Raw genomic sequence first — 25,617 nt, 5'->3', positions numbered from 1 at the left:
ATTTTAGCAAACTGTTTTCTTTCCGTTCTTTACTTTCGATGCATTTTAAACTCTAGGAATAAATCATTATACTCCGCTAATGAACGATGACCAAGGTTTTCATATACTTCTAATTTCGAAGTCATTTCTTCATCGGGATAGAAGCGCTCATCCCCAGTAATGTCTTCTGGCAAAAATTCCATCGCTGCCTTGTTTGGGGTAGAATAGCCAACATATTCTGTATTTTGCGCAGCATTTTCCGCGTCTAGCATAAAATCAATAAACTGATGTGCTCCGTCGATATTCTTAGCCGTTTTCGGAATAACCATATTATCGAACCAAAGATTAGATCCCTCTTCCGGGACAACATATTCCACATCTTCATTTTCCCACATAATCTCAGCAGCCATTCCAGACCATAAAACACCGATAGACGCTTCTCCATTTTCAATGAGCATCCGAATTTCGTCTCCAACAATCGCTTTAACATTTGGAGTTAAAGTATCTAATTTTTCCTTTGCTTCCTTCAAGTGCTCATGATCTTTATCATTTAAAGAGTAATGCAAGCTATTTAAGCTCATCCCCATAATTTCACGGGCACCATCTATAAGCATAATTTCATTTTTTAAATCTTTATCCCATAAATCATTCCAGGAAGTAATTTCCTTCCCATCAAGCATCGCTGAGTTATAGACAATTCCAACTGTACCCCAGAAATATGGAATCGAATATTTATTGTCTGGATCAAAGGATAGATTCATAAAGCGACTATCTATGTTTTTCAAATTAGGAACTTTAGTATGATCAATCGGAATTAATAAATTCTCTTCCTTCATTTTATCAATCATATATTCAGAGGGAATCGCGATATCATAGCTTGTTCCTCCCTGCTGAATTTTTGTCATCATCGCCTCATTTGAATCAAAGGTTTCATAGATAACCTTAATTCCTGTTTCCTCCTCAAATTTAGTAATTAAATCTGCATCGATATAATCTCCCCAGTTATATACAGTTAATGTATTCCCACTTGTATACCCTCTGCTTGAATTTAATTGATTGACAATAAATAAGAGAATGAAAGACAGTGCAAAGATAACGATTAATCCGCGAATTAGAGACTTCATTTTCTCACCCCCGCTTGTGATGCTTTATTGACACGCTGTGTAATGAAATAATAACCAATTACAAGAAGTAGCGTAAATAAGAATAACAAGGTTGATAACGCATTAATATTTAAAGAAATACCTCGTCTTGCTAAAGAGTAGATTTCCACAGACAGTGTTGTAAATCCATTGCCCGTTACAAAGAATGTTACAGCAAAATCATCTAAGGAGTATGTCAATGCCATAAAGAATCCGGCAAATATCCCGGATGAAATATAAGGAATGATAACTTTTGTTAGTACATCCTTCCAGCTAGCTCCAAGATCCAATGCTGCGTCCACTAAAGTTGGACTCATTTCCTCTAGCTTTGGTAATACCATAATGACAACAATCGGAATCGAGAAAGCAATATGAGATAATAGAACGGAAAAGAAACCTAGTTTAATCCCAATGATTGTAAAGAAAATTAAGAAAGACGCACCAATAATAACATCTGGACTTACAATCAGAACATTATTTAAAGATAAAATAGAATTCCTAATGCCCTTCCTTCTCATCATGGAAATGCTTATTGCGCCAAGCACCCCAATAATGGTTGAAATTGCTGCAGATAAAAGGGCAATTATAATCGTATTTAAAACGATCACTAGTAATCTTGTATCTTGGAATAATTCTTTATACCAATCAAATGTAAAGGAATCGAAATCATGCATGGTTCCTCCACTATTAAAGGAGTAGAAGATTAAATAAAAGATCGGCGCATATAAAATGACAAAAACAATACATAAATAGAGAACAGACCATTTTGATAGCTTTTTCATTTTATCCCTCTCTTTCTGTTCCCTGTAAGAACCATGATGATAATCATGCTAATAATCAAAAATACAGCTATTGTTGAACCCATTCCCCAGTCTTGTGTAATAAGGAAATGCTGTTCTATTGCAGTTCCTAACGTGATCACACGGTTACCTGCAATTAGGCGTGTAATCATAAATAGTGATAAAGCCGGAATAAATACAGCTTGGCACCCTGATTTCACCCCATTTATTGTAAGTGGGAATATAACCTTTTTAAACGTCGTCCAAGATGATCCTCCTAAATCCTGAGAAGCATCAACTAAGCTAGGATTTAACTTCTCTAACGCATTAAAGATAGGAAGAATCATAAAGGGAATAAATATATATACACTTACAAATAGGAAACTAAAGTCTGTAAATAACAGCTGTTGCTTGCCTATCCCCAGAAAGTCCAGGATTTGATTTGCTGCACCATGTGTACCAAATATCCCTAAAAACGCATACGCTTTTAATAATAGATTAATCCAGGAGGGCAATATAATTAATAACAGCCATAATTGCTTATGCTTTGTTTTCGTCAATAAATAAGCAGTAGGATACGCAATAAGCAAGGAAAAGAAAGTGATTAAAAAAGCGTACCAAAAGGAACTTAGTGTCATCTTTAAATAGACAGGTGTAAAGAACTTCTGATAATTTTCAAACGTAAATGCCCCTTCAATATCAAAGAATGAATAATAGACAACAAGTGCAACTGGGGCAATGACAAAGAGCGCAATCCAAAGATAATAAGGGACAGTATACCATTTTGTACTACTTTTCATTGACTGCACCCTCATATGCTTCTAGTCGTTTATCAAATTCTTCCTCTGTTTCTCCTAATCGCATAACATGAATGGCTTCTGGTTCAAAATAAAGACCAATTTCGGTTCCAACAGTAGCTTTCTTCGTTGAATGGACAAGCCACTCATTTCCGTCTTCATCATAGCCACAAATTTCATAATGAACCCCTCTAAATAATTGAGAGTCCACTTTCACCTTTAATTTCCCTGCCTCAACGGATGTAATTTCTAAATCCTCGGGACGAATTACTACTTCTACTGCTTCATTTTCATTAAATCCACCATCCACACAATCAAAAGCTTTGCTTCCAAAATGGACAATAAAATCTTTTTTCATCAATCCAGGAACAATATTGGATTCACCGATAAAATCTGCAACGAAGCGATTAATTGGTTCATCATAAATATCTATCGGTGTTCCACTTTGTTCGATTCGTCCTTTGTTTAAAACGAAGATTTCATCCGACATCGCCAATGCTTCTTCCTGATCATGTGTAACAAAGATGAAGGTAATCCCTAATCTTCTTTGTAATTCCCTAAGCTCATACTGCATTTCCGTGCGAAGCTTCAAATCCAATGCAGATAATGGTTCATCTAGGAGAATAATCTCTGGTTCATTTACAATTGCTCTAGCGATAGCAACACGTTGTTTCTGGCCACCAGACATTTCACTGATTTCTCTATTCTCATAGCCTTCTAAATTGACGAAACGAAGTGCTTCTTTTACTTTCTCTTCAATTACTTGCTTTTTCCATTTTTTTATGCGAAGTCCAAAGGCTACATTTTCAAATACATTTAAATGGGGAAAAAGCGCATAGTCCTGAAAAACTGTATTTACTTGTCTCTTATTTGCTGGTATTTTATTAATTTGCTTCCCATTAAAGTAAATATTTCCTTCTGTAGGCTCCATAAATCCGGCTATTAATCTTAAAACAGTCGTTTTCCCACAGCCAGATGGCCCAAGCAGGGTATAAAACTTACCTCGTTCAATATCAAAGCTTACGTTCTCTAGAACAGTTGTATCTTGATCATAGCTTTTTGTTACATTCTCAAATCGAATAATATGCTGCTCGGACATAATATCCCCCTCTTTATCTATTTTTGTTAAAGATTGCTGGTGACGCCATATATAAAGCCCGTTTATCACTTTTGAAGCATCTTATGTTTATAAAGTAGCTGAATTTAAAGCAAACAGTATTTTATAAGCAAAAAAATTTCTCTCCTTATAAGTAAGAATCGGTAACTACGAGAATCAATTCTGTTACACCGTCTGCTAAATTAACTAGTTGATGTTCCTCTGTTGCATGATAATAAATAGATTCCCCTTTTTTTGCCTTATACTCTTGCTTTCCTAATTTAAGCAATATCTCCCCTTCCACTACATAAGCAAATGTTTCCGATAAAGATGGCTCAAATTGTTTAAACTCTCCATTCTTATAAAAGAATAGCCGGATTGGTTCCATTTCCTTTTCATTTGATTCTGGTACTAGCCATTGAATGCGATACCCTTTTTCCTCATCAAAAAAATCGGTGATATCGTCCTCTGTATATACAACTTTTTGCTTTTGTTCTTCATCATCAAAGAATTCTTTTGGTGTACATCCTAATACTTCTAAAATAGTAAAAAACGTTTCAATGGAAGGAGAACTTAAATCTCTCTCTAGCTGGGATATATATCCTTTACTTAAATCAGTTCGTTCCCCTAATTCTTCTTGTGTGAGTCCTTTTTTCAATCGTAAATTCTTTATTTTTTTCCCTATTTCCATGCTCTAACCTACTTTTTGTTTAGAAATAGTAAACTTGAAGACGCAGAAGTTTGGTATTAATAAACTTAAAGTTTACTTTTACCCAATTATTATACAATACTTTGTATAACATGCAATCTTTTTTTTATCGTTTTTCACCATTCTATTTTCCAAAAAACTACATCCCTATCGACTTTCTAACACTTTCCTAGTAAGATTGGCTTGAAAAACAAAAAGAATTTTCCTTAATTAAGTTACCCTTCTAGGATAATGATTGATGAGATTATCCATTATTATGAATAATAACTCCACCAATTATCCCATGGTACTCTTTTAAGAAAAATTCCCTCTGATTTGTTTTCAACATTCCTTTTTAATCGATTGGTATGTATTTTCCACTATCTACTTTTTCTATTTTTTTAAAATGAATTAGCTTTTTTAAAGATGCATTGCAATACGCAGAAGCATCGTAGGAATCTCTTCCAACTCTTATTCCAATCTCAGTAGGTCCAATCCCTACTTTTTCCCCTTTTTCCTTATACAAATCACACAGTGCTTTATAAATATTTTCATCTTTTTCCGTAATTCGTAGTTTGGAATATTGTTTCAATCTTTATTCCTCCTATTACTCCCAGTTTAATGCAGGTACTTAACAGATTTCTTTCCCTTAAATAATTCTTTCTTATTCCCAAGAAAATTTTTGTGTAAATTTTCAATATATAAATTATTACTGTCTAAGTCTGCTAATTTAAGCATACTAATCCTTCAGGAAAATAACATGTATTTATGTTTTTTTTTCGAAAAATAGATAAAACGTTTCAAAACTTCATTTGTTAATAGGCCAAAAGAATCATTTCAATATATTGAACACTTAGTCACCCTTCCTAATTTTTTGGATGAAATATCCTTTTGCAAAAAGATTGAATTTTATTAGTTTTTTCTATCCTTTTCCCAAATACCTAAATATTGTAACCTATTAATTTGTTCAATATATTGAACAAATTAATAAAAAAGAAAAACCACCTGTCAATTCCAAGTGGTTTTTCCGTTTGTTTTTTAGTCTTCTCTTTTCATCTTATGGTGCTTTTTAAACATGAAATGTTGCCCATATGATGGAAATAGCTTTAATTTTTTCACTTCCTCGGGGTGTTTAATCATCATTTCCTTTAATAATTCTTTTGGCTCCTTATTTTTTGTATCTATCCCTAACTCTTTCGCTTTACTCATAATTTGTGTATCTCTTATCTCATCAGCAATTTGCTTAAAATCTTTTCCTTCTGTTTTGATCTTCAGCTTCTGCGCTTCGACCATAATCATTTTTTCTTGAACCTCTTTTCCCAGTTGCTGCATGGTCTTTCCTTTTGTATCTATTCCAAGCTCTTTTGCCTTTTTCGAAATTTTCGCCTCAAATACTTCTTTCATCAATGTTTTGGCATCTTTACCCTCTGTTTTAATTCCAAGCGATTTTGCTTCTTCCTTTAAGTGAGCAGTATGTACTTCCATCGCAATCTTTTGTATATCTTTTCCTTCTGTTTTGATTCCTAATTTTTCTGCTTCTTTCTTTATTAATACCTCATGAATTTCTTTTTTTATAGCAATAGGATCTTTTCCTTCCGTTTTAATGCCAAGGCTTTTTGCCATTTCTTTTAAAAACTGTGTATCTTCTTGAGATATTTCCTTATTTTCTGGTGTTGCTGGGGATGGAGCTGCACTAGTTAAAGAACCAAAGCTTGTTAATGCTACTACAAAAGCTAGCATTAATAGCATCATTTTTTTCATCTTATTCTTCCTTTCCATCTTAGATAAATATTTTATATCTTTTATATCCTCTCCTGTTCTTTGTTTTATATGTAAGGTTTCTACTAAAATTTATCACTATTTCGTTTGCTAGAACGTTTCCTACCAAAAACTAAATTATCCACTTATACGCTTTACGATTAGACATACTAACCACCTTCTGCTATTTTACTTATATACAATATTTGCTGGAGATGAGTTATTACATGAGTAAATTTACAAAAGATTATATGATAAAAATGGAGGATATCGTGAGAGAAGGGGATCCCATCCTTCGTGAAAAAACAAAAGAAGTATCGATTCCTCCTACGAAAGAGGATCAAGAAGAGCTCGAGTGCATGCTGCAATACTTGAAAAATAGTCAGGATCCTATCCTATCAGAAAAATATCAACTACGTGCTGGAGTAGGACTATCCGCAAACCAAATTGGACTAAATAAGCGAATGTTTGCTGCCTATATGAAACAGGAAAATGGAGAAGCTTTGGAATGTATGCTAATAAATCCAAAAATAATTAGTCATTCTACTGCAATGACCTTTATACCAGAAAGTGAAGGCTGCCTTTCCATTGACCGACCAATCGTAGGCTATGTTCCTCGTTATCGAAGAATAACGGTTCGGGCTTATACTATTAATGGGGAAGAAGTTAAAATTAAATTGAAGGATTATGAAGCAATTGTCTTTCAGCATGAAATAGATCATTTAAATGGGATATTATTTTATGATCATATCAATAGTAAAAACCCATTCGAACTGCCTGACAATGTAGACATTAACCCACTTTATTAATAAGAAAAGCGGAAGCACCTGTTTATCGTTGTACAAATTGGAGCATAGCTTATCACTGTTAAAAAAAAGCAGATGGCATTTGCCATCCGCTTTTTTTTACTTAGCATCTTTTTCTAATTTATTTTCAATCTTATATTTTGCAGTTGCTTCAGATAACCAAGTGCTAGCTTGCTCTTGTACTTTTTGAGCTAATAACGTTTCTTTAATTTGCTCTTTTGACTCTTCTAATGTTGCTTCTTTTGCTTCTTTTTTGCCAGTTACTTTAATAATGTGGTATCCATAATCTGTTTTTACTGGATCACTAATCTCATCTACATTCATAGCGAATGCAGCTTTATCAAATTCTTCAACCATTTGACCTGTAGAGAAATAGCCTAATTCTCCACCATTCTCTTTTGTTTGTGTATCTGTTGAATATTCTTTCGCTAATTCAGCAAAGTCTCCGCCTTCATCTAGCTTCTTCTTCACATCTTTAGCAGTCTTTTCATCTTCTACTAAGATATGACTTGCTTCTACTTGTTCTGGTGTGTCAAAGCTTGCCTTATTATCTTCAAAATATGTTTTAATTTCGTCATCTGTAATTTCGATAGACGGCTCAAGAATTTTTGTTACTTTTAGATTTTGCTCAATTTGCTCTTTAAATACATCTTCTGTTAATCCATTTTGAGCTAATAATGTATTAAAGGTATCTTGTCCACCATATTGTTGGACCATCTTGTCCAATTCTGCTTTGATTTCTTTATCTGTAACCTTTACTTTTTCCTTATCAGCTTCAAGATCTACAACTTTATTAGAAATCATCATATTTAATACGCTTGCGCCATATTGCTTATTTAGCTCTTCATTTAATTGTTCTTGCGTAATTTTTTCCTTGTCCACTGCTGCAACCGTTTCACTTCGTTGTGTTAGATAAACCGCTCCTATTATTAACGCTACTAGTACTACCGCTAGAATAGGAATAAGAACCTTTTTATTTTTCATATTAAGCTAAAATCCTCTCTGCACAAAATTTTGGATATAACGAGCATATCCCCATTATAACTCTTACACTATATTATCATATAATTATGACGAAATTATTAACAGATTTAAAAAAATTCCATCCTACTATCGATATAAGATGGAATTTTTTCGACAATTTTTGTATGTTTCACATGAAACGTGTCGATTAATTGATCGTGTTATTGCTTTTTAACGTTAATTCCACTTTTTGAGATTTACCATCTCTATAGATTTCTAATTCTACTTTATCTCCAATTTTCACTTCTGAATAAAGGTATTTTCGTAAATCCGTGGAATTAGCTATTTTCTTTCCATCAATGGAAACAATCACATCTTGGACTTTTAATCCCGCCTCAGCCGCCGCAGAATTCGAATCAATATTTGTAATCATTACTCCTGCTGAAACCTCATTTGGAAGGTCCTGCAAATACATGCGAGGCACTTCTTCTAAGCTTGCTAAACCTACTCCAAGGTATGGTCGTTCTACTTTTCCTTTTTCGATAATCTCATTTACAATTGGGATAAGATCATTACTTGGGATGGCAAAGCCTAAGCCTTCCACTCCAGAATCAGCGATTTTCAAGCTATTAATCCCAATTACCTCTCCAGAAGAATTAATAAGTGCACCGCCGCTATTTCCAGGATTGATTGCTGCATCTGTTTGGATAACATTAAATTCCCAATCACCAGCAGATGTATTAACCGTTATACTTCTTTCCACAGCACTAACAATTCCCTGTGTTACTGTTCTAGATAGTTTTAAGCCAAGTGGATTACCAATCGCCCACACTTGATCCCCCGGTCTTAACGTAGAGGAATCACCAAAATTAATAATATTCGTCGCATATTTAGCGTCAATTCTTACTACAGCTAAATCAGTTAAAGCATCTGCTCCAATTAATTTAGCTTCTGTTTTATCCCCATTATATAGAGAGATTTCTAACGTATTCGCACCTTCTATTACATGGTTATTCGTCACAATATATGCATATTGATTATCTTTCTTAAAAATAATCCCCGAACCTGATCCAGATTCCACATCACTGGAGTCCTGTGAAAAAGGATTTGTTTGTTGTTGAAGGTTTTCAATCCCCACGATTGCTTTAGAAGATGACTCCACCATATCAGCAATAACTACTGTCCCATCACTAGTTGAAGTATTAGATGTTGTGTTTGCTGTAATGGCACCTGATTGATTATTTTCCAATTTATCGGTAAGTTCCGCTACTTGTTTTTCTAGCTTATCATAAGAATCATTGTATAAATCAGTATGTGGAATTGTAAAAAAGGTAAGGGCTGAACCGACAACACCTGCAGCTAATAAGGATAAGAATCCTTTGGCTTTAGTATTTCCTTTTTGACTATTCATTTGTGCTCTTTCTCCTCTTCCTTCTTCAAAGGAACTTGCTACCGATTGTTCTGTTTCTTTAATTTCATCGATCTCTTCTTTATCAAGGCGAACTTGCTCTTTTTCTATAGCAGGAAAAATAGTTTGTGCTGTTTCTTGTGATACATACATGTCTTCCTCAGCTGTCTGCACATCATTATTTGATACCGCTTGTTCTACTGCTTGCTTTTCTGAAAAATCATCTCCACCGATGGTCTCCTGTTTTTCCTCTGGTTGATCTTTCTCCCATTCATTTCTTTTTTCAAAATCACTCATTTTCGGTTCCTCCTATTTCTAATTTCGAACATTTATTTCAGTAAATTATCATTGTTTACATCTCTAATAATTTGTTTATACATACATAGTAACCATTATATATGAATAAATTATGAACAAAGTTTGAAAAGACATAGAAGAATTTTGGAACAAATTAATCCTTGGATTTCTGTTAACATTAGCTTTCTGCGGAATGAAGTGAATATTACACCTCAAAAAGTCCTAACAATTCCCCCCATTAAGACCTATTTTATACAAATGAATTCGACTCTGTTACTTTTCTCTAGAAAGAGGGAAGGAAATTGTGAAGGTTGTCCCTTTTCCTTTTTCACTCGTTACTTGAATATCCCCTTCATGGAACTGAACTAATTGCTTAACAATGGATAAACCGAGTCCAAATTCTCCATATGGGTTATTCGTTCTTGAGAGATCCGCTTTATAAAATCTCTTCCAAATATTTTCTATTTCATGCGCCTCTATACCAATACCAGTATCCTTTACCTCAATGATTGTTCTGCTGGACTCCATTCGACCAGTTAACCAAACACTTCCATTTTCAGTAAACTGAATGCTATTTTTGGTAATGTTCATAATGATTTGGATTAAACGATCATAATCTGCATAAATTACCGCATCGTGATCGACCTCTACATAGATTTTGACATCCTTTTCCTCCGCTAGGAAGGATAGCTGCTCATAAATAATCTCCAATACTTCCTCAAGGGAAATGAACTCCTTCATTAGGACAATCTGATTGGAACGGATTTTGTCATAATCGAGATTCTCATTTACTAGCCGAATAAGTCTTTTCGCTTCTTTACTAATTAATTTGAGGCCTTTTTCCCGTTCATTTTCTGGTATCATATTATTATTTAATCCCTCAATCACGCCACTAATCGTTGTTAGAGGAGTCTTTAATTCATGCGAAACATCAGACATAAATTGTCTTCGCCGATTTTCTAACGCATCAATCGCTTCTTTTGATTCTCTTAGTCTATCTACCATCTGATTAAAATCTTGACCTAACTCTCCTATTTCATCAAAAGTAGAGGATGATACTTTTACAGTGTAATCCCCGTCTGCAACATGACTTGTAGCTTCCTGAAGCTTTTTTATCCGATTTACATGCACCCTTGAAAAAATAAAACTCATTAATAACGCAATTGCAAATACTAAAAAGAGAATATAAATCAAATAGCGATTAATTTCTTGAATCATTTCTTTCGATTCTACAAGTGGAGATGTTAAGATAATTCCTCCCACAACAACATTATTGACAGAGTATGGAATTGCAACTAGGGCTACCTCTTGATCTCCTCTTCTAGTACTAGGCTTAATAACCGTACTACTTCCGTCCTTTATTTCGTCCCACTCTGCTGTAGTAATATTGATATCCAAATCTTTTCCGAAAGACCATATCCGGTTTCTTTGTGTATTAAATATGCCTATCGTTATCCCTGTCCCCTTTAGTTCTTCGGAATAACGTAATAAAGTTGAATACGTGGAAGCAGACCATAGATCCGCCCCTTGAACATCTTGAACAATATTATATCCATAGCCCTGTAATTCATCTGCTTTCATCGAGAATACTAATTTCTCTATATAATGGGAAAAAACCAAGCTTAATACTAATAGGGCCACCAGAATGACACTTAAATGACTTATTAGCTGCTGATAGATGTATTTAATTCTCATGTACTACCACCGTTTCATCGAATTTATATCCTACACCCCATACTGTATGTAAAAAGGGGTGACTATCTCTTCCTATTTTTCTTCTGAGCCTTTTAATATGGACATCAACCGTCCGATCATCTCCATAAAACTGAAATCCCCATACTTGCTGTAAGATTTGTTCTCTAGAAAATACTTGTTTTGGGTGCTGAACAAAGAATGAAAGTAAATCAAATTCTTTTGGTGTTAATCCCAATACTGGTCGATCATTAATCAATACTTCTCTCGTTTCTTTATTTACTTTAATAATTGCATTTCCGCTTCCATCTTCTTCATTAGATTTTCTTCTCCAAATTGCCTTTATTCTTGCAATTAAGGCTAGTGGACTAAAGGGCTTTGTAACATAATCATCTGCTCCCATTTCTAGACCAAGTACTTGATCTGATTCCCCATCCTTTGCTGTTAACATAATAATTGGTGTCCCTTTATCTGTTTCTCTTATTTTGCGACAAACTGTTATACCATCTAAATCTGGAAGCATCCAATCTAAAATAATCATATCATATTTATTTTGCTTCAAATGTTTATATCCTTCCATGCCGTTATGAATAAAGGTTACCTGAAAGCCCTCCTTCATAAAAAACATTTCCAGCATGGAACAAACACTTTTATTATCCTCTATCACTAAAATATCCATAAATACTCTCCTATTTTATCTGCTTTTTACTAATTAAAGCCACTTTTACTAATAGAAGCAATAGGTTACCTTCCTATTTAATGGATTGTTAAAGGTTAGGAAATAGTTTGTTCATATTTTTTAAAAGAGATATTTGCAAATGCACACAAAAAAGACCATCTAAAAGATTATCCTCCTTTAAATGGTCTACTATATCAACTTATTAGTTAACTTCTGCCTTACTTTCTTCCAATACTTTTTCCGCAAGGAGAAGTCCTCCTGTGATGCCGGCATTATCCCCTAATCCTGGTCTAACAATGTATTCATTCATCTTGTCTTGTACTTCAGGATACGAAACATAACCATTTAATAGATCGCTTAAATGGCGGTAAACATGTGTCAACACATGCTCCTGATTCATTACGCCTCCGCCAAGAATAATTTTTTTAGGAGATAGAATTAAAATATATTGCATAAGAGCTTGTGCAATATAATAACCTTCCATTTCCCATACTTCCTCTTTATCACTTAAATGAAAAGCTTTTTCTCCCCAGCGTTCTTCAATTGCTGGTCCAGCAGCTAAGCCTTCTAAACAATCAGCGTGGTATGGGCATCTCCCTTTATACGTATCTTCTGCATGCCTTCTTACTAAAATATGGCCCATTTCTGGATGGGTTAATCCTTGCAACAATTCCCCATTAATATAAGCGCCCGCACCAATGCCTGTACCAACCGTAATATATAAGCAATTATCTACGCCTTTAGCAGCGCCTAGCTTCGCCTCTCCTAGAGCAGCTACATTTACATCTGTGTTAAAACCAGTTGGAACAGAAAATTCATCTTCAATTGCTTTTAATAATGGATAGTCCTTCCAAGCTAATTTTGGAGTGGTTGTTACATTTCCATACGTAGGACTATTTTTATCCACATCGATCGGACCAAATGATCCAATTCCAATTGCTTCGATTGGAAACTTCTTAAAAAAAGCAATAACCTCTGGCATTGTTTCTTCAGGGGTTGTCGTTGGAATAGAAATTCTTTCTTGAATGTTTCCTTTTGCATCTCCCACTGCACAGACAAATTTTGTTCCGCCTGCTTCAATCGCACCATATAATGTCATGAATCTTCTCTCCTTATGAATGACTAGATTTATTTGCTTATTTACTGTTTATCTGCTGGAAAAACAACTCCTGTTTGCTTTCTTACCTCGTCCATAATTTCCATTACAGTTAAAGAAACGTTATAGGAGTTTACGGTAGATTCTACTTCTCCTGCCTTAATCAATTCAATAAATTCTTGCGCCTCATAAAACATAGAAGCTTCCTTTTGAGGGAGGGTTAGATTCTCAACTTCCCCTTTCCGAGGAATAAATTCTACTTTTGTAGGAGTGTTCATTTGATTGATTAATAAATTTCCTTCTTCTCCTTGGATTTCAGACGGAATATAAGAATTTGTTATTTTGGAATACATTAGGATCACATCCATATCCGGATAACCTAGGATAATACTTCCTTCTCCGTCAACTCCAGATTCCAATAAGAAACTATTCGCTTTTACTTTCTCTGGTTTTCCAAAAAGATGTACCATTGGATAAAGACAATAAACACCAATATCCATTAGTGCTCCATTTGACAATTCTGGCTTAAATGCATTTAATATAGTACCTTCCTTATAAGCATCATACCGGGAAGAATACTGACAATAGCTTACAAAAGCACGACGGATTTTTCCGACTTTATGTAAATTCTCTTGAATAACTTGAAAGTTAGGAAGGAAAGTTGTTTTTAACGCTTCCATTAATAAGACATTATTTTCCTTCGCAGCCTCCATCATCTGTCTCATTTCTCGTGCATTAGAAGCCATCGCTTTCTCTGTTAAAACATGCTTTTTATTTTGCAAGAAAATGATAGCCTGTTCTGCATGATAAGCATTAGGACTAGCAATATATACAGCATCGATTGTATCGCTTTTTGCCATTTCTTCTAAATCTGTAAATATATATTCTGCATTATATTTATCCGCAAACGCTTTCGCTTTGTCCGCTGTTCTTGAGTATACTGCTGTTAATTGAAAGTCTGCTATTTCACTAGCCGCCTCAATAAAAGATTCTGTAATCCAATTAGTGCCGATGATTCCAAATCTAATCGTCATAAAATATAGATCCTCCTATTCGATGAAATCTTCCCATCTTTCTTTTATTTTGGATGGAAGTCGCTAAAAAAGCAACTATCAGCTAGCATTTTTATCTTTTGAAAATGGTTCTATATCCTTGCAAAATTGTTTTATCCTTACACAAAAAAGAATCCAGCAAGTAGCATAACTTACTGGATTCTCCTTCTTTATTCTGAAATTGCTTCTGAAATTTCTTTTACCATTTCACTTGTTGATAACAGCCCTCCGCCTGATAGGTACCAGTAGCTTGGATCTAGATTGATAATATGATCATTTTTAGCTGCATCAATGCCGTTTACTAATTTATTATCAAGTGTTTTCTCCCCTGAAGATTCTCCACCGACAACTGCTCCTCTATCAATGACAAATAAATAAGCTGGATTTTTTTCTGCTAGATATTCAAATGTAACCTTTTGTCCATGTGTAGAAGCTTCAATTTTTTCATCTGCTGGAGCTAAGCCAAATACATCATGAATAATTCCGAAACGAGAGTTTTTACCATAAGCACTTAAGCTTCCGTCATTTACTAATACGATCAATGATTTACCATCTATCGTTTTTGCTTTTTCATTAATAGTAGCAATATCTTCATCAATTTTTGCTAGTTCATCTGTCACTTCTTGTTTCTTATCAAAAATGTCGCCTATAAGATTCATATTATGCTTAAATGAGTTCATGTAGTCTGTTGTATCAACACCCACATATACAGTTGGAGCGATTTTTTTCAATTCTTCATATGCTTCCGACTGTCTTCCAGAGATAAAAATAACATCTGGTGCCAATTCACTAATTGCTTCAAAATCTGGTTCTTTCAAGCTTCCTACATTTGCATATTTTGAATCTTCATATTTAGAAAGATATGGCGGAATATTAGCTTGTGGTACACCAGCTACTTCTATTCCTAATTCATCCAATGTATCTAAAACGCCAAAATCAAAAACTACAACCTTCTTAGGATTAACTGGAACTGTGTCTTCCCCTAATTCATGGATTACTTTAATTTCTGCTGGCTTCTCGCTATCTTTACTAGAATTTGCTTCTGTATTTGATTTTTCTGTATTGCCACATGCAGCTAATACTGCAAGAACGAATGTTAATAATAATAGGGAAAGCTTTTTCTTCATCTGATAAACACCTCTATAAATTTAATATATATAAATTAAATTGAATACATTGCATTTAAAGACATAATACCCTATGATAAGGTATTATTAAGCATCTTTCCTTCTTCATTTTCCTAGAATGTTTCAGGACGTTTGCTAATACTAATGGTAGTGTTATTATGGTTTCTTCTGGCGAAGGGACTTAGTTAAGTCAGCCATAATCACACTGCTCCCTTTCTATTTTTCTTCCACCATTAGCTTCTTTTCTACAATGAACCAATCATTTATCAATAGTCAAAATATCACTTTCTATGCAAAATAAACACATATTCGTTGATTATTAATTTCCTCAATTTGCATATCCATTTCATAAATGTTTTTTAATACTTTTCGATTGATAATTTTTTTAGCTGGTCCATCATTCACGATTTTGCCATTCTTTAATGCTACGATATTATCTGAGTAAACAGAGGCAAAGTTAATATCATGGATAACAATTACTACTGTTTTTCCTAGCTCTTCTACTAATCTTCTTAGCACTTTCATAATTTGCACAGAGTGCTTCATATCTAAATTATTTAGCGGTTCATCCAAAAGGATATATTCAGTATCTTGGGCAATTACCATTGCAATATAGGCCCTTTGCTTTTGTCCACCGCTTAGCTGATCTAAGTATTTATGCTGCATATCCTCTAATTCCATATATTTTATTGCTTCATCCACCATTTTTTCATCTAAATCTGTCAGCTTTCCTTGTGAATAAGGAAATCTTCCAAAGCCTACAAGCTCTCTTATTGTTAAGCGAAGATTTATATGGTTTGCTTGTTTCAAAATAGAAATTTTCTTTGCAAGATTATTGCTTTTTGCCTTATCAATATGCAGGCCATCAATAATGACATCTCCACTGTCCGCTTTAATTAAGCGACTAATAATAGAAAGCAATGTACTTTTCCCAGCACCATTCGGTCCAATAAAAGAAGTAATTTTTCCTTTCTCTACAGAAAGAGAAACATTATCAAGCACTTTTTTACCACCATATTGTTTCGTAATATTCTTTACCTCTACCATGCTTTTCTCTCCTTTAGTAATAGATAGATAAAATACACTCCACCTACAAAGTTAATTATCACACTGATAGTCGTTGAAAAAGTAAATACGCGTTCTACAATCAGTAAACCACCAACTAAAGAAATAATACTCAATAGAATAGATCCAGTAATCAATGTACTGTGCTTATATGTTTTCAAAAACTCACGAGCTAAATTGACAACTAGTAACCCGAGAAAGGTAATTGGGCCAACTAATGCCGTCGCAACAGATACAAGGATGGATACCACAATTAACATATTGCGCACTACCTTCTCATAGTCAATTCCTAAGTTAATGGCCTGATCTCTTCCTAAAGACATGACATCAAAGAAGCGGTTATATCTTGTTACATAGATAGACACTACTGCTACAATAATAATACTAATCGTTAAAATATTAGTATTCACATTATTAAAACTTGCAAACATTTTATCTTGAATAATAAGAAACTCATTTGGATCAATTAATACTTGCATAAAGGATGAAACACTAGAGAAAAAGCTCCCCATTACAATCCCAATTAGCAGTAATAGTAAAATGTTCTGGTCTTCTCTATTAAAGAAAAGCTTGTAAAGAATACTTGAAAAAAGAACCATTAATACTACGGACACCAAGAAGTTTATGTTGCTATTCATAATAGTCATCGTGCTTGAGCCAAAAATGAAAACAACAATGGTTTGAATAAATAGATAAAGGGAATCTAATCCTAAAATGCTCGGCGTCAAAATTCGGTTATTTGTAATGGTTTGGAATACCATCGAAGTAAAGGCAATGCAGCCACCAGTTAAAAGAATTGCAACAATTTTTATGGCCCTGCGCGGAATGACGTATTCCCAATTATTGCCACTAACTTTGATTAGCATAAATATCGCAATTAGAAGTATCGCCAGAACTGCCAATACAATAAGTTTTATCTTAGGCTGCTTCATAAGACTTTCTCCTTAAAAGTAAATACAGGAAGATGCCACTTCCGATGACTCCCACCATCACACCAATTGAAATTTCATATGGATAAATAATCACTCTTCCGAGAATATCACAGAATAATACAAATACTGCGCCAAGTAATGCAGTATGTGTTAAGCTGTTTTTTAAATTATCTCCCCGATATAAAGAAACAATATTGGGAATAATCAATCCAAGAAAAGGAATCATTCCTACTGTCAGCAATACAACAGAAGATACTAATGCAACGATGATTAATCCTATATTCACCACCCTTTTGTGATTTAGTCCAAGATTAATCGAAAAGTCTTCACCCATTCCAGCAATAGTGAATTTATTGGCGTATAAATATGCAATAATTACTACCGGAATACTTATGTAAAGAAGCTCGTATCTTCCTTCCATGATTAAGGAAAAATCTCCTTGCAACCATGAAGACATATTTTGTATTAAATCATATTTCATCGCAAAAAAAGTAGTAATGGAACTTACAATATTTCCAAGCATTAGACCAATTAAAGGAATAAAAATGGCATCTTTGAATTTGATCATATTCAGTATTCGCATAAACAGAAATGTTCCGCCAAGCGCAAATACGAATGCGATTAACATTTTTACAATCGGGCTTTCTCCTGTAAAAAGCATTAAGGCCACCAATATCCCTAGTCTGGCCCAGTCCATCGTACCAGCTGTCGTAGGAGAAACAAATTTATTTCTCGATATTTGCTGCATAATGAGTCCACAAATGCTTAAGCTAACGCCGGCAATGATAATGCTGATTAAGCGTGGAAATCTGCTAATCAATAAAATTTCTTTTTGGTCTGCTGTTAAATGAAAAATATTTTTCGGGTGAATATCAATGACTCCAACAAATAGGGAGATGATGGATAATACTATTAACAATATATTTAAGTGTCTTATTTTCATAGTGTTATTGAGTAATACTACTCTCTTCCCTCACTCCCAACTTAGTCGTAAATGATTTTCATTATCATTTAGATTCTTCTTTTATTTTATCATCTTTTTCCAGCCCGTCAATGCTTTTTTAAAGACCTGATAGATTTATCACAAAATTTAAAAAAGAATGATGCTGATTACCTAGTTATTTTGTCATGATTTATTATTCAAAAAGCGTAGGACCATACAAATTGATTAATTAAGAGTGTTGTCGGCACGCTAACAATCCCCCTAACATAACCCAATAAGAACGGAACAACAAAGGTAAGCCATAAGTAAAACGGACTTCCCCTTCCTTCTTGAACGACCTTTTTCTTCTGCTTTAATGCACAAAAAGAAGCCCCCAATGGAGACTTCTTTCACATAACGCTTTATTAATAATGCACATGTCCTGATGTCATTACCCAAATAGTTCCCCCTGCTACTACAATCGCACAGAAGAAAGCATAAACGATATTAATGGTTTGTACTTGCCCTTCTCCTTCTGTAAGATGCATAAACATAAACAGTTGAAGAATGGCTTGAATAACAGCCAATGCACCGATAATCCACATAACAGTGATCATTGGAAGATCTGTATATAACTTAGCTCCTACAGCTGCGAAGGTAAGTAATAAAGAAACAATAAAACCTGCAATATGACCAATTGGAAATTTTTCATTTTCATGATTTTTTGCCATCTTTTATTACCCTCCCATTCTAGCAAGATAAACGAAAGTGAAGATGAAAATCCACACAACGTCTAAGAAGTGCCAGTATAAACTTATAATAAATGTCTTACGAGCAGTTGTTGGTGTTAAACCGTGCTTAATTAATTGAATAATAATTAAAATTGCCCAGCCTATACCTAGAGATACGTGCAATCCATGCGTTCCAAGCAAAACAAAGAACGAGGAAAGGAATGCACTTGTCTGCATTGTTGCCCCTTCATGTACATAATGAATAAATTCATTTACTTCCACAAAGACGAAGCCTGCACCTAATGCTAAAGTGATAATTAACCAAGTTAATAATCCCTTTAAATTATGGCGACGCATATTCCATATAGCAATACCACAAGTAAAACTACTTGTTAATAGTAAAAGTGTTTCTATCATTACATCTTTTAATTTAAATAATTCAGCTGGAGTAGGTCCGCCTGCAAAGTTATCCTTTAAAGAACCATAGGCTGCGAACAAGGTAGCGAATAGTACAACCTCCGCACCAAGGAAGATCCAGAAGCCTAGAATATTTAAACGACTTTGCTCTGTCTGATATTCTAGCGGTAAAGACTTATCGACTTTTGCCATTATTTCTCACCTCTCCATGCGCGTTCCGTTTTCTTAATAACATCTAGTTTAATATGGAAACCTTCGTCATAATCAAAGGAACGAATTATTAAGCCAACAAAAATACCTAAACTACAGATAGCAGCTGGAATAAACCATTCAAATACTAGGAAGAATCCAACTACACCAAATACAGCACACATATAGAATGGAAGCCAAGAGTTGCTCGGCATGTGTATTTCTTCTAATTCTTCTTCTTTTAGAACTAAACCTTCTTTATTTTTCTTCATATACCAGAATGCATCTAATGCTTTTACTTCTGGAGTGATAGCGAAGTTATATGGCTGAACTGGAGAAGCTGTATGCCATTCTAATGTTCTTGCATCCCATGGATCTGTAGAAATCTTTCTATCTGCATAACGAGTACTATAGTAAATGTTATAAACAAGTACAGCGAAACCTGCAGCAAGAATAAGAGATCCGATTGCTGATAGCATGAACAATGGTGCAAATCCAGATTCCGCAGAGAAAGTATAAGAACGTCTTACTGCTCCTTTTAAACCTAAGAAGAACATCGGCATAAAGGTTACGTTAAAACCAATATTAAACAACCAGAAATGCCATTTTCCTAAACGTTCGTTTAAAGCATAACCGAACATTTTTGGCCACCAGTAATAGAAACCAGCAAATACTGCATATACAACACCTGGTATTAATACATAGTGGAAGTGGGCTACTAAGAATAACGTATTATGATATTGATAGTCTGCTGCTGCCATTGCAAGCATAACTCCTGTTACCCCACCAATAGTAAAGGTTGGAATAAATGCAAGTGACCATAGCATAGCCGTAGTAAATTGAATACGACCTTTTCTCATTGTAAATAGCCAGTTGAAGATTTTAACCCCAGTCGGAACCGCGATTAACATCGTTGTGATTGAGAATACAGAGTTTACAACTGGTCCAGATCCCATCGTGTAAAAATGGTGAACCCATACAACCATACTTAAGATAGCAATCCCTACAATAGATATAATCATTGAATTATAACCATATAGACGTTTTCTAGAGAAAGTCGCAATAATTTCAGAGAACATCCCAAAAGCAGGCAAGATTACGATATAAACCTCAGGGTGTCCCCATAACCAGAATAAGTTATTCCATAACATCGCATTTCCTCCACCGGAAATCGTGAAGAAATGTGTACCGAATAAACGGTCAAATGTCATCAATGCTAATGCAACAGTTAAAATAGGGAATGCAAACACAATAATAACGTTTGTAATTAAAGCAGTCCAAGTAAACATTGGCATTTTCATTAATGTCATCCCTTTAGCACGCATCTTAAGGATGGTAACAATAAAGTTAATACCTGTCATCAGCGTACCAATACCCGCAATTTGCAGAGAAATTGCATAGAAGTTGTTCCCAACCCCTGGTGTAAATTCTTTCCCAGCAAGAGGAAAATAAGATGTCCATCCTGCATCAGGAGATCCACCAATTACGAAAGAAATATTGAATAACATTGCCCCACTAAATGTTAACCAGAAGCTTAATGCATTCAATTGTGGGAACGCAACATCACGTGCACCAATTTGTAAAGGAATTACTACGTTCATTAATCCAATCAACGCTGGCATCGCCATGAAAAGAATCATAATAACACCATGCGTTGTGAATACTTCATTATAATGCTGTGGATCTAAGAAATCCATTTCAGGAGCTGCTGTTTGATATTTCATCATCAAACCGTCTACTCCTCCACGGAAGAACATTAATACGGCTACGATAATATACATAATACCGATTTTTTTGTGATCAACCGTTGTTATCCATTCATCCCATAAATATTTCCACTTCTTAAAATAAGTAACACCAACAACAATCGCAAGCATTGTTAAAGTAATACCGATTTGGGCAGATAATATTAGGGGATCACCAGTAATAACGATATCTTTCCACTCAATGTGCATCCTTTTCACCCCCGTCTGACTCTTGGTTCTTTTCAAAAGTTCTACCTGGATATCCATGAACTCGATATAACTCAGGGTTTAAATAATAGTTTGAGTCTCCACCTTTACCGTGATCAATCCACTCTAAATGAGTATTAGAGAAAGTCATACGGCCTAAATGTGTAGGCTTAATAATTTCTTTATATTTTTCTTCCGTTAACTCAGGGGCAGTTTCTTTTACTTCATCTACCCATTTATCATAGTCCGCTAAAGTTTTTGCTTCGACATCAAACTTCATCTCCGCATAACCTTTACCGTTAAAGCTTGTATTTTGTCCTTCATAGTTACCTGGGTTATCAGCAACAACATAAAGATCTGTTTCAGCCCCATACATTGTGTACTTCTGACCAGCTAATGCAGGAATCCAGAATGATTGCATTGTACCAGCAGAAGTTAATTTAAACTCAACAGGTACACCAGCAGGAATATTTACATAATTGACTGTTTCAATTCCTTCTTCTGGATAGCTAAAAATCCACTTCCAGTCTGCAGATGTTACATTAATCACAACAGGATCATGATCTTTATAATCTTCAGGTATATCCTCTAATGCATAAATTGTTTTTACAGTTGGAATTGTTAAGGCAATAATAATTAAGAATGGGATTACAGTCCAAACAATCTCAAGCTTTGTACTTCCATGTTCTTCTGGCTCATAATCTGCATTGTCTTTCGTTGCACGATACTTCCAAACTATGTAGCCAAATAGTACAAAAACTACTAGACAAACAAAAGCCATTAATACAATAGACCAGTTAATCAAGTCTGTAATACTTCTAGCAACTGGTCCCTGTGGATCAAATACAACCATAGATTCACAACCGCTTAAAATGAATAGTGGTACAATTGCTAAAAGCGAAACTAACACTCCCTTTTTCATTTGTACAGCTCCTTCCGTTTAAGTTCAAATGTTAAATTATTCACAGAATGTTCGATAGTTAGACACAGAACATTCATATTACATAGGTAAAATAACGATTATTACTACCTGTATGATGATATCACATCTCGAACCTATTATTTGTGACAAAAAACGTAAGTATAATTTTACCAATTTCCACTTTTTTTATTCTTATGTTTTCCGTATATTCAAGATTTTATCAACCTTTTTATTATAGCAGATGCTATTATTAAAATCTATGTCCACAATCTTGTCACAAACATTTTTTCAAACTAGCATTTTATTGTTCCCCTTCACTCGCAATCAATTTAAACGCTTACAATTATTATAGAATATTTTGGTTGGTTTTTCCATTATTTTATCCCTCTATTCTCACCTTTCTTCCTTTTATTTTATTCTGTTATATTTATCACATATTTCACTCTATTAAACTAGAGTATCTTTCCTATTTTAAACATTATCTATATTTAATTATACTTTTTACCAAAAGCTTTCTTTAAAAAAAATATGGATATATTCCCCTTTAACACAGAATGAAAATAGGCAGAAATATATACAGTCTCTAGTAACAAAAGCACTAGTATCCGTATATATTTCTACCTTGTTAAAAATACTAATTTTCTAGTATTTCTTGTAATTTCCCTTTTACCTTGTCATTTACCTTTTTCACATCTTTTTTAATTTCGTCAACAACTTGGCTCCATTTAGAAGAATTCTCTTTTATGGTTGTTTCTAATTCCTCTGCTTTTTCTTTAATCACTTTTTTTGTTTCTTCTACTTTTTGATTAACATTTCCATTATCTTTATTTGCAAGTCTTTCACTAACCGATAATACTTTAAAATTTTCTGGTTCTACATATTGTACAGCCTGATCCATAATTGTTTTAAAGATTGGTACTACATCCCCCGAGCTTTTACTTGGAAGATAATGTTGATCATCTGTTTTATCATAGCCGAGCCACATTGCACCAACTAGATTTGGGGTATAGCCCACAAACCATTGATCCTTTGTACCTGAAATATTACTGTTTTCTAATTGAGTAGATCCCGTTTTTCCGGCAATTTGGAATCCAGTCACCTTTGCACCTTGACCTGTACCTGATTTGATAACATCTAGTAGCATGGAAGTCATATCGTCCGTGACCGATTTAGATGTTACTCTTGTTGATTCAGGTTCATATTCTGCAATAACATTTCCTGTAGGCCCAATAATTTTTGTAATTAAATGTTTCTCCATTCGGACTCCACCATTTGGGAACGTAGAATAAGCACTAGCCATTTGTAAAGGCGAAACACCTGTGGTCATCCCACCTAAGGCAATTCCTAAATATTCATCATCCTTTTCATAAGGAATTCCGAATCTATCAAGAGATTTAAGACCATTTTCTAATCCAATTTGATCTAATAGCCAGACTGCAGGTACATTTAGGGATTCTTCTATAGCTTCATACATTGGGACTTCTCCCTTAAATGTTTTGGTAAAGTTTTGCGGTTCATATTTCCCCTTCTTAAAAGGTTTATCCTCAAGCATCGAGTCTATTTTATAACCTTTTTCTAAAGCTGGTGTATAAACCGCAAGTGGCTTCATTGTAGACCCTGGTTGCACTTTAATTTGAGTAGCTCGATTAAATCCTCTGAAAACCTGCTCTCCTCTTCCTCCAATTAGCCCTCTTACTCCGCCTGTTTCTGGGTCAAGCAAGACTGCTCCACCTTGCACTAATGTCCCGTCAGCACTGCTTGGAAAAAGGGAATCGCGTGCAAAGGTTTTTTCTAATGTGGATTGAAGATTTTGGTCCATCTCTGTATATATTTTATAGCCTCTTTTCAAAATTTCTTCCTGGGTAAGACCATATTTATTTATCGCTTCATCGATAACCGCATCTACAAAGTAAGGATAATCTCTTTCAATAAAAGAGCCTCCCCCATTTTCTAATTCAATTTTTTCTTTTACTGCCTTTTGATACTCATTCTCTGTTATTTGGTTTAAATCTACCATTTTCTTTAAAACAACATTACGGCGAGAAATTGCCCCATCATAATGGTTATAGGGATCTAATGCAGAGGGAGCCTGTAATATCCCTGCAAGCAAAGCAGCTTCACTTATTGATACTTCTCTAATATCTTTATTAAAGTATTTTAAGGAAGCTTGGCTAATCCCCCATGCTCCACTACCAAAATAAACATGATTCAAATACATTTGCAGAATTTCTTCTTTTTTATAATGCTTCTCTATTTCTACTGCTAAAAATAATTCCTCTGCTTTACGTTTATACGTCTGTTCGGAAGTTAACAAGGCATTTTTTGTTAATTGCTGAGTAATGGTACTACCTCCGCCTGTAATTCTACCCGCAAAGATATTTTTAAAAAAGGCCCGACTAATCCCTTTGATATCAAATCCATTATGTTGATAAAAACGCTCATCTTCAATGGAAACAACAGCCGCCGGAACGTATTTAGGTACATCCGTCAATTCTATTCCTTCTGTTCTTTCCGTTCTTATTTGGGTTGCTTCGTCCCCATCTTTGTCGTAAATAATCGTTGCCTGGCTTAAACCGGCCTTTAGGGTACTAACATTTGCTTGTGTCGCTAAATACGTAAAATATAATATCGCCAACAAAACAAATAATAACCCAGCCAAAAGTATAATTTGAGTAAGATGTCTCTTCTTCCAAAAGCTTCGAAATCCTTCCCAATACGGTTTTAATCTTTCCATTCAATACCTATCCTTTACTTTTACTCATGGAATACTACATTTTTCTCTCTTTCCTATCCAACCATTAGACGTTATTTTCCAATTTTTTGTTGCAAGTATCTATCAAAACTATATTCTCTTTTTTTGTAAATTACAAGAAGGCACTTCCCTCTCTTATTACCAAAATTATCAAGGATCGAGCTCTGTTGTTTATTCTATCGCACTTTTGGGAAAAAGACCTATTAGAGAATAAAAAGGATGTGAGAGATAATGAAAAAAATGTTCAGACGATTGATTATGTGGGGACCTATCATTTATCCCTTCGCAAAAAAAATGTGGGACAAGCGCAAACAGTCCAAGATAAACTCTAGTACTGCTACACACTAAAAGTAAAAAAATCCAATGCAGCCTAATC

General features: G+C 34.5%; 24 protein-coding genes. 2 read left to right on the top strand and 22 right to left on the bottom strand.

Annotated features, from left to right (window positions below; translation table 11 throughout):
• Positions 1 to 29: 29 nt before the first annotated feature.
• The 7 genes from AB3U99_RS02080 to AB3U99_RS02050 form a co-directional block, all read right to left on the bottom strand.
• Positions 30 to 1,103 carry a PotD/PotF family extracellular solute-binding protein gene (locus AB3U99_RS02080; protein WP_400245145.1) on the bottom strand — a complete coding sequence of 358 codons (1,074 nt, stop codon included), beginning with the start codon at positions 1,101 to 1,103 and terminating at the stop codon, positions 30 to 32.
• Complete coding sequence (locus AB3U99_RS02075; protein WP_400245144.1) at positions 1,100 to 1,903, bottom strand: ABC transporter permease; 804 nt, start codon at positions 1,901 to 1,903, stop codon at positions 1,100 to 1,102. Before AB3U99_RS02075 ends, AB3U99_RS02080 begins: the two co-directional genes overlap by 4 nt.
• Positions 1,900 to 2,700: an ABC transporter permease gene (locus AB3U99_RS02070; protein WP_400245143.1), complete on the bottom strand. Its 801-nt coding sequence runs from the start codon at positions 2,698 to 2,700 to the stop codon at positions 1,900 to 1,902. The genes AB3U99_RS02075 and AB3U99_RS02070 overlap by 4 nt, the downstream gene beginning before the upstream one ends.
• Positions 2,690 to 3,796 (bottom strand): ABC transporter ATP-binding protein, encoded by a 1,107-nt coding sequence (locus AB3U99_RS02065; RefSeq protein WP_400245142.1) that lies wholly within the window; start codon positions 3,794 to 3,796, stop codon positions 2,690 to 2,692. Before AB3U99_RS02065 ends, AB3U99_RS02070 begins: the two co-directional genes overlap by 11 nt.
• 145 nt (positions 3,797 to 3,941) lie before the next feature.
• Positions 3,942 to 4,484 carry a helix-turn-helix domain-containing protein gene (locus tag AB3U99_RS02060; RefSeq protein WP_400245141.1) on the bottom strand — a complete coding sequence of 181 codons (543 nt, stop codon included), beginning with the start codon at positions 4,482 to 4,484 and terminating at the stop codon, positions 3,942 to 3,944.
• Positions 4,485 to 4,836: 352 nt separating this feature from the next.
• Entirely contained in the window at positions 4,837 to 5,073 is a 237-nt protein-coding gene (locus tag AB3U99_RS02055) for a hypothetical protein (RefSeq protein ID WP_400245140.1), read from the bottom strand.
• A 446-nt stretch (positions 5,074 to 5,519) separates the two neighbouring features.
• Positions 5,520 to 6,242, bottom strand: a complete 723-nt coding sequence (locus AB3U99_RS02050; protein ID WP_400245139.1) for a hypothetical protein — start codon at positions 6,240 to 6,242, stop codon at positions 5,520 to 5,522.
• Positions 6,243 to 6,466: 224 nt separating this feature from the next.
• Between AB3U99_RS02050 and def the strand changes: the two genes are divergently transcribed.
• Positions 6,467 to 7,048: a peptide deformylase gene (gene def, locus AB3U99_RS02045; protein WP_400245138.1), complete on the top strand. Its 582-nt coding sequence runs from the start codon at positions 6,467 to 6,469 to the stop codon at positions 7,046 to 7,048.
• 96 nt (positions 7,049 to 7,144) lie between these two features.
• On the opposite strand, the gene AB3U99_RS02040 is transcribed toward def, so the two are convergent.
• The 15 genes from AB3U99_RS02040 to AB3U99_RS01970 form a co-directional block, all read right to left on the bottom strand.
• Entirely contained in the window at positions 7,145 to 8,029 is an 885-nt protein-coding gene (locus AB3U99_RS02040) for a peptidylprolyl isomerase (protein ID WP_400245137.1), read from the bottom strand.
• A 187-nt stretch (positions 8,030 to 8,216) separates the two neighbouring features.
• On the bottom strand, positions 8,217 to 9,713 hold the full coding sequence (locus tag AB3U99_RS02035; RefSeq protein ID WP_400245136.1) for a S1C family serine protease: 1,497 nt from the start codon (positions 9,711 to 9,713) through the stop codon (positions 8,217 to 8,219).
• 273 nt (positions 9,714 to 9,986) lie between these two features.
• Positions 9,987 to 11,408 (bottom strand): sensor histidine kinase, encoded by a 1,422-nt coding sequence (locus tag AB3U99_RS02030; RefSeq protein ID WP_400245135.1) that lies wholly within the window; start codon positions 11,406 to 11,408, stop codon positions 9,987 to 9,989.
• Positions 11,398 to 12,084 (bottom strand): response regulator, encoded by a 687-nt coding sequence (locus AB3U99_RS02025; RefSeq protein WP_400245134.1) that lies wholly within the window; start codon positions 12,082 to 12,084, stop codon positions 11,398 to 11,400. The genes AB3U99_RS02030 and AB3U99_RS02025 overlap by 11 nt, the downstream gene beginning before the upstream one ends.
• 202 nt (positions 12,085 to 12,286) lie before the next feature.
• The gene (locus AB3U99_RS02020; protein WP_400245133.1) at positions 12,287 to 13,183 is read right to left on the bottom strand and encodes an ROK family protein; all 897 of its coding nucleotides are present in this window, start codon (positions 13,181 to 13,183) and stop codon (positions 12,287 to 12,289) included.
• 41 nt (positions 13,184 to 13,224) lie between these two features.
• Complete coding sequence (locus AB3U99_RS02015; RefSeq protein WP_400245132.1) at positions 13,225 to 14,214, bottom strand: Gfo/Idh/MocA family protein; 990 nt, start codon at positions 14,212 to 14,214, stop codon at positions 13,225 to 13,227.
• A gap of 188 nt (positions 14,215 to 14,402) precedes the next feature.
• Complete coding sequence (locus AB3U99_RS02010) at positions 14,403 to 15,359, bottom strand: siderophore ABC transporter substrate-binding protein (RefSeq protein WP_400245131.1); 957 nt, start codon at positions 15,357 to 15,359, stop codon at positions 14,403 to 14,405.
• Between the two features lie 288 nt (positions 15,360 to 15,647).
• Positions 15,648 to 16,406, bottom strand: coding sequence for an ABC transporter ATP-binding protein (locus AB3U99_RS02005; protein ID WP_400245130.1), 759 nt, complete (start codon positions 16,404 to 16,406; stop codon positions 15,648 to 15,650).
• The gene (locus AB3U99_RS02000; RefSeq protein WP_400245129.1) at positions 16,400 to 17,356 is read right to left on the bottom strand and encodes an iron chelate uptake ABC transporter family permease subunit; all 957 of its coding nucleotides are present in this window, start codon (positions 17,354 to 17,356) and stop codon (positions 16,400 to 16,402) included. The genes AB3U99_RS02005 and AB3U99_RS02000 overlap by 7 nt, the downstream gene beginning before the upstream one ends.
• A complete protein-coding gene (locus AB3U99_RS01995; protein ID WP_400245128.1) occupies positions 17,343 to 18,299 on the bottom strand; it encodes an ABC transporter permease in 957 nt (318 codons plus the stop codon). The genes AB3U99_RS02000 and AB3U99_RS01995 overlap by 14 nt, the downstream gene beginning before the upstream one ends.
• A gap of 404 nt (positions 18,300 to 18,703) precedes the next feature.
• Entirely contained in the window at positions 18,704 to 19,009 is a 306-nt protein-coding gene (gene qoxD, locus AB3U99_RS01990; RefSeq protein ID WP_031536248.1) for a cytochrome aa3 quinol oxidase subunit IV, read from the bottom strand.
• A gap of 6 nt (positions 19,010 to 19,015) precedes the next feature.
• A complete protein-coding gene (gene qoxC, locus AB3U99_RS01985) occupies positions 19,016 to 19,618 on the bottom strand; it encodes a cytochrome aa3 quinol oxidase subunit III (RefSeq protein WP_400245126.1) in 603 nt (200 codons plus the stop codon).
• Positions 19,618 to 21,570, bottom strand: coding sequence for a cytochrome aa3 quinol oxidase subunit I (gene qoxB / locus AB3U99_RS01980; protein WP_400245124.1), 1,953 nt, complete (start codon positions 21,568 to 21,570; stop codon positions 19,618 to 19,620). Before qoxB ends, qoxC begins: the two co-directional genes overlap by 1 nt.
• The gene (gene qoxA / locus AB3U99_RS01975) at positions 21,560 to 22,489 is read right to left on the bottom strand and encodes a cytochrome aa3 quinol oxidase subunit II (RefSeq protein ID WP_400245123.1); all 930 of its coding nucleotides are present in this window, start codon (positions 22,487 to 22,489) and stop codon (positions 21,560 to 21,562) included. Before qoxA ends, qoxB begins: the two co-directional genes overlap by 11 nt.
• 634 nt (positions 22,490 to 23,123) lie before the next feature.
• On the bottom strand, positions 23,124 to 25,223 hold the full coding sequence (locus AB3U99_RS01970; protein WP_400245122.1) for a transglycosylase domain-containing protein: 2,100 nt from the start codon (positions 25,221 to 25,223) through the stop codon (positions 23,124 to 23,126).
• A gap of 185 nt (positions 25,224 to 25,408) precedes the next feature.
• On the opposite strand from AB3U99_RS01970, the gene AB3U99_RS01965 reads away from it, so the two are divergent.
• The gene (locus AB3U99_RS01965; RefSeq protein WP_400245121.1) at positions 25,409 to 25,573 is read left to right on the top strand and encodes a hypothetical protein; all 165 of its coding nucleotides are present in this window, start codon (positions 25,409 to 25,411) and stop codon (positions 25,571 to 25,573) included.
• Positions 25,574 to 25,617 lie beyond the last annotated feature (44 nt).

The organism is Niallia tiangongensis (assembly GCF_044704065.1).
Classification (GTDB): Bacteria; Bacillota; Bacilli; order Bacillales; family Cytobacillaceae; genus Niallia; species Niallia tiangongensis.
Note: the sequence above shows the minus strand (reverse complement) of the source record. Positions and strands in the feature narration are given on the sequence as shown.

Bases quoted from the DNA above. Each gene is read 5' to 3' on its own strand.
- qoxD (WP_031536248.1), bottom strand. From the start codon at position 19,009: ATGGCAAAAAATCATGAAAATGAAAAATTTCCAATTGGTCATATTGCA.
- AB3U99_RS02010 (WP_400245131.1), bottom strand. From the start codon at position 15,359: ATGAAGAAAAAGCTTTCCCTATTATTATTAACATTCGTTCTTGCAGTA.
- AB3U99_RS02005 (WP_400245130.1), bottom strand. From the start codon at position 16,406: ATGGTAGAGGTAAAGAATATTACGAAACAATATGGTGGTAAAAAAGTG.
- qoxC (WP_400245126.1), bottom strand. From the start codon at position 19,618: ATGGCAAAAGTCGATAAGTCTTTACCGCTAGAATATCAGACAGAGCAA.
- AB3U99_RS02015 (WP_400245132.1), bottom strand. From the start codon at position 14,214: ATGACGATTAGATTTGGAATCATCGGCACTAATTGGATTACAGAATCT.
- AB3U99_RS02075 (WP_400245144.1), bottom strand. From the start codon at position 1,903: ATGAAAAAGCTATCAAAATGGTCTGTTCTCTATTTATGTATTGTTTTT.
- qoxA (WP_400245123.1), bottom strand. From the start codon at position 22,489: ATGAAAAAGGGAGTGTTAGTTTCGCTTTTAGCAATTGTACCACTATTC.
- AB3U99_RS02035 (WP_400245136.1), bottom strand. From the start codon at position 9,713: ATGAGTGATTTTGAAAAAAGAAATGAATGGGAGAAAGATCAACCAGAG.
- AB3U99_RS02080 (WP_400245145.1), bottom strand. From the start codon at position 1,103: ATGAAGTCTCTAATTCGCGGATTAATCGTTATCTTTGCACTGTCTTTC.
- qoxB (WP_400245124.1), bottom strand. From the start codon at position 21,570: ATGCACATTGAGTGGAAAGATATCGTTATTACTGGTGATCCCCTAATA.
- AB3U99_RS02060 (WP_400245141.1), bottom strand. From the start codon at position 4,484: ATGGAAATAGGGAAAAAAATAAAGAATTTACGATTGAAAAAAGGACTC.
- AB3U99_RS02030 (WP_400245135.1), bottom strand. From the start codon at position 11,408: ATGAGAATTAAATACATCTATCAGCAGCTAATAAGTCATTTAAGTGTC.
- AB3U99_RS02025 (WP_400245134.1), bottom strand. From the start codon at position 12,084: ATGGATATTTTAGTGATAGAGGATAATAAAAGTGTTTGTTCCATGCTG.
- AB3U99_RS02050 (WP_400245139.1), bottom strand. From the start codon at position 6,242: ATGAAAAAAATGATGCTATTAATGCTAGCTTTTGTAGTAGCATTAACA.
- AB3U99_RS02070 (WP_400245143.1), bottom strand. From the start codon at position 2,700: ATGAAAAGTAGTACAAAATGGTATACTGTCCCTTATTATCTTTGGATT.
- AB3U99_RS02065 (WP_400245142.1), bottom strand. From the start codon at position 3,796: ATGTCCGAGCAGCATATTATTCGATTTGAGAATGTAACAAAAAGCTAT.
- AB3U99_RS02040 (WP_400245137.1), bottom strand. From the start codon at position 8,029: ATGAAAAATAAAAAGGTTCTTATTCCTATTCTAGCGGTAGTACTAGTA.
- AB3U99_RS01995 (WP_400245128.1), bottom strand. From the start codon at position 18,299: ATGAAAATAAGACACTTAAATATATTGTTAATAGTATTATCCATCATC.
- AB3U99_RS02020 (WP_400245133.1), bottom strand. From the start codon at position 13,183: ATGACATTATATGGTGCGATTGAAGCAGGCGGAACAAAATTTGTCTGT.
- AB3U99_RS01970 (WP_400245122.1), bottom strand. From the start codon at position 25,223: ATGGAAAGATTAAAACCGTATTGGGAAGGATTTCGAAGCTTTTGGAAG.
- def (WP_400245138.1), top strand. From the start codon at position 6,467: ATGAGTAAATTTACAAAAGATTATATGATAAAAATGGAGGATATCGTG.
- AB3U99_RS02000 (WP_400245129.1), bottom strand. From the start codon at position 17,356: ATGAAGCAGCCTAAGATAAAACTTATTGTATTGGCAGTTCTGGCGATA.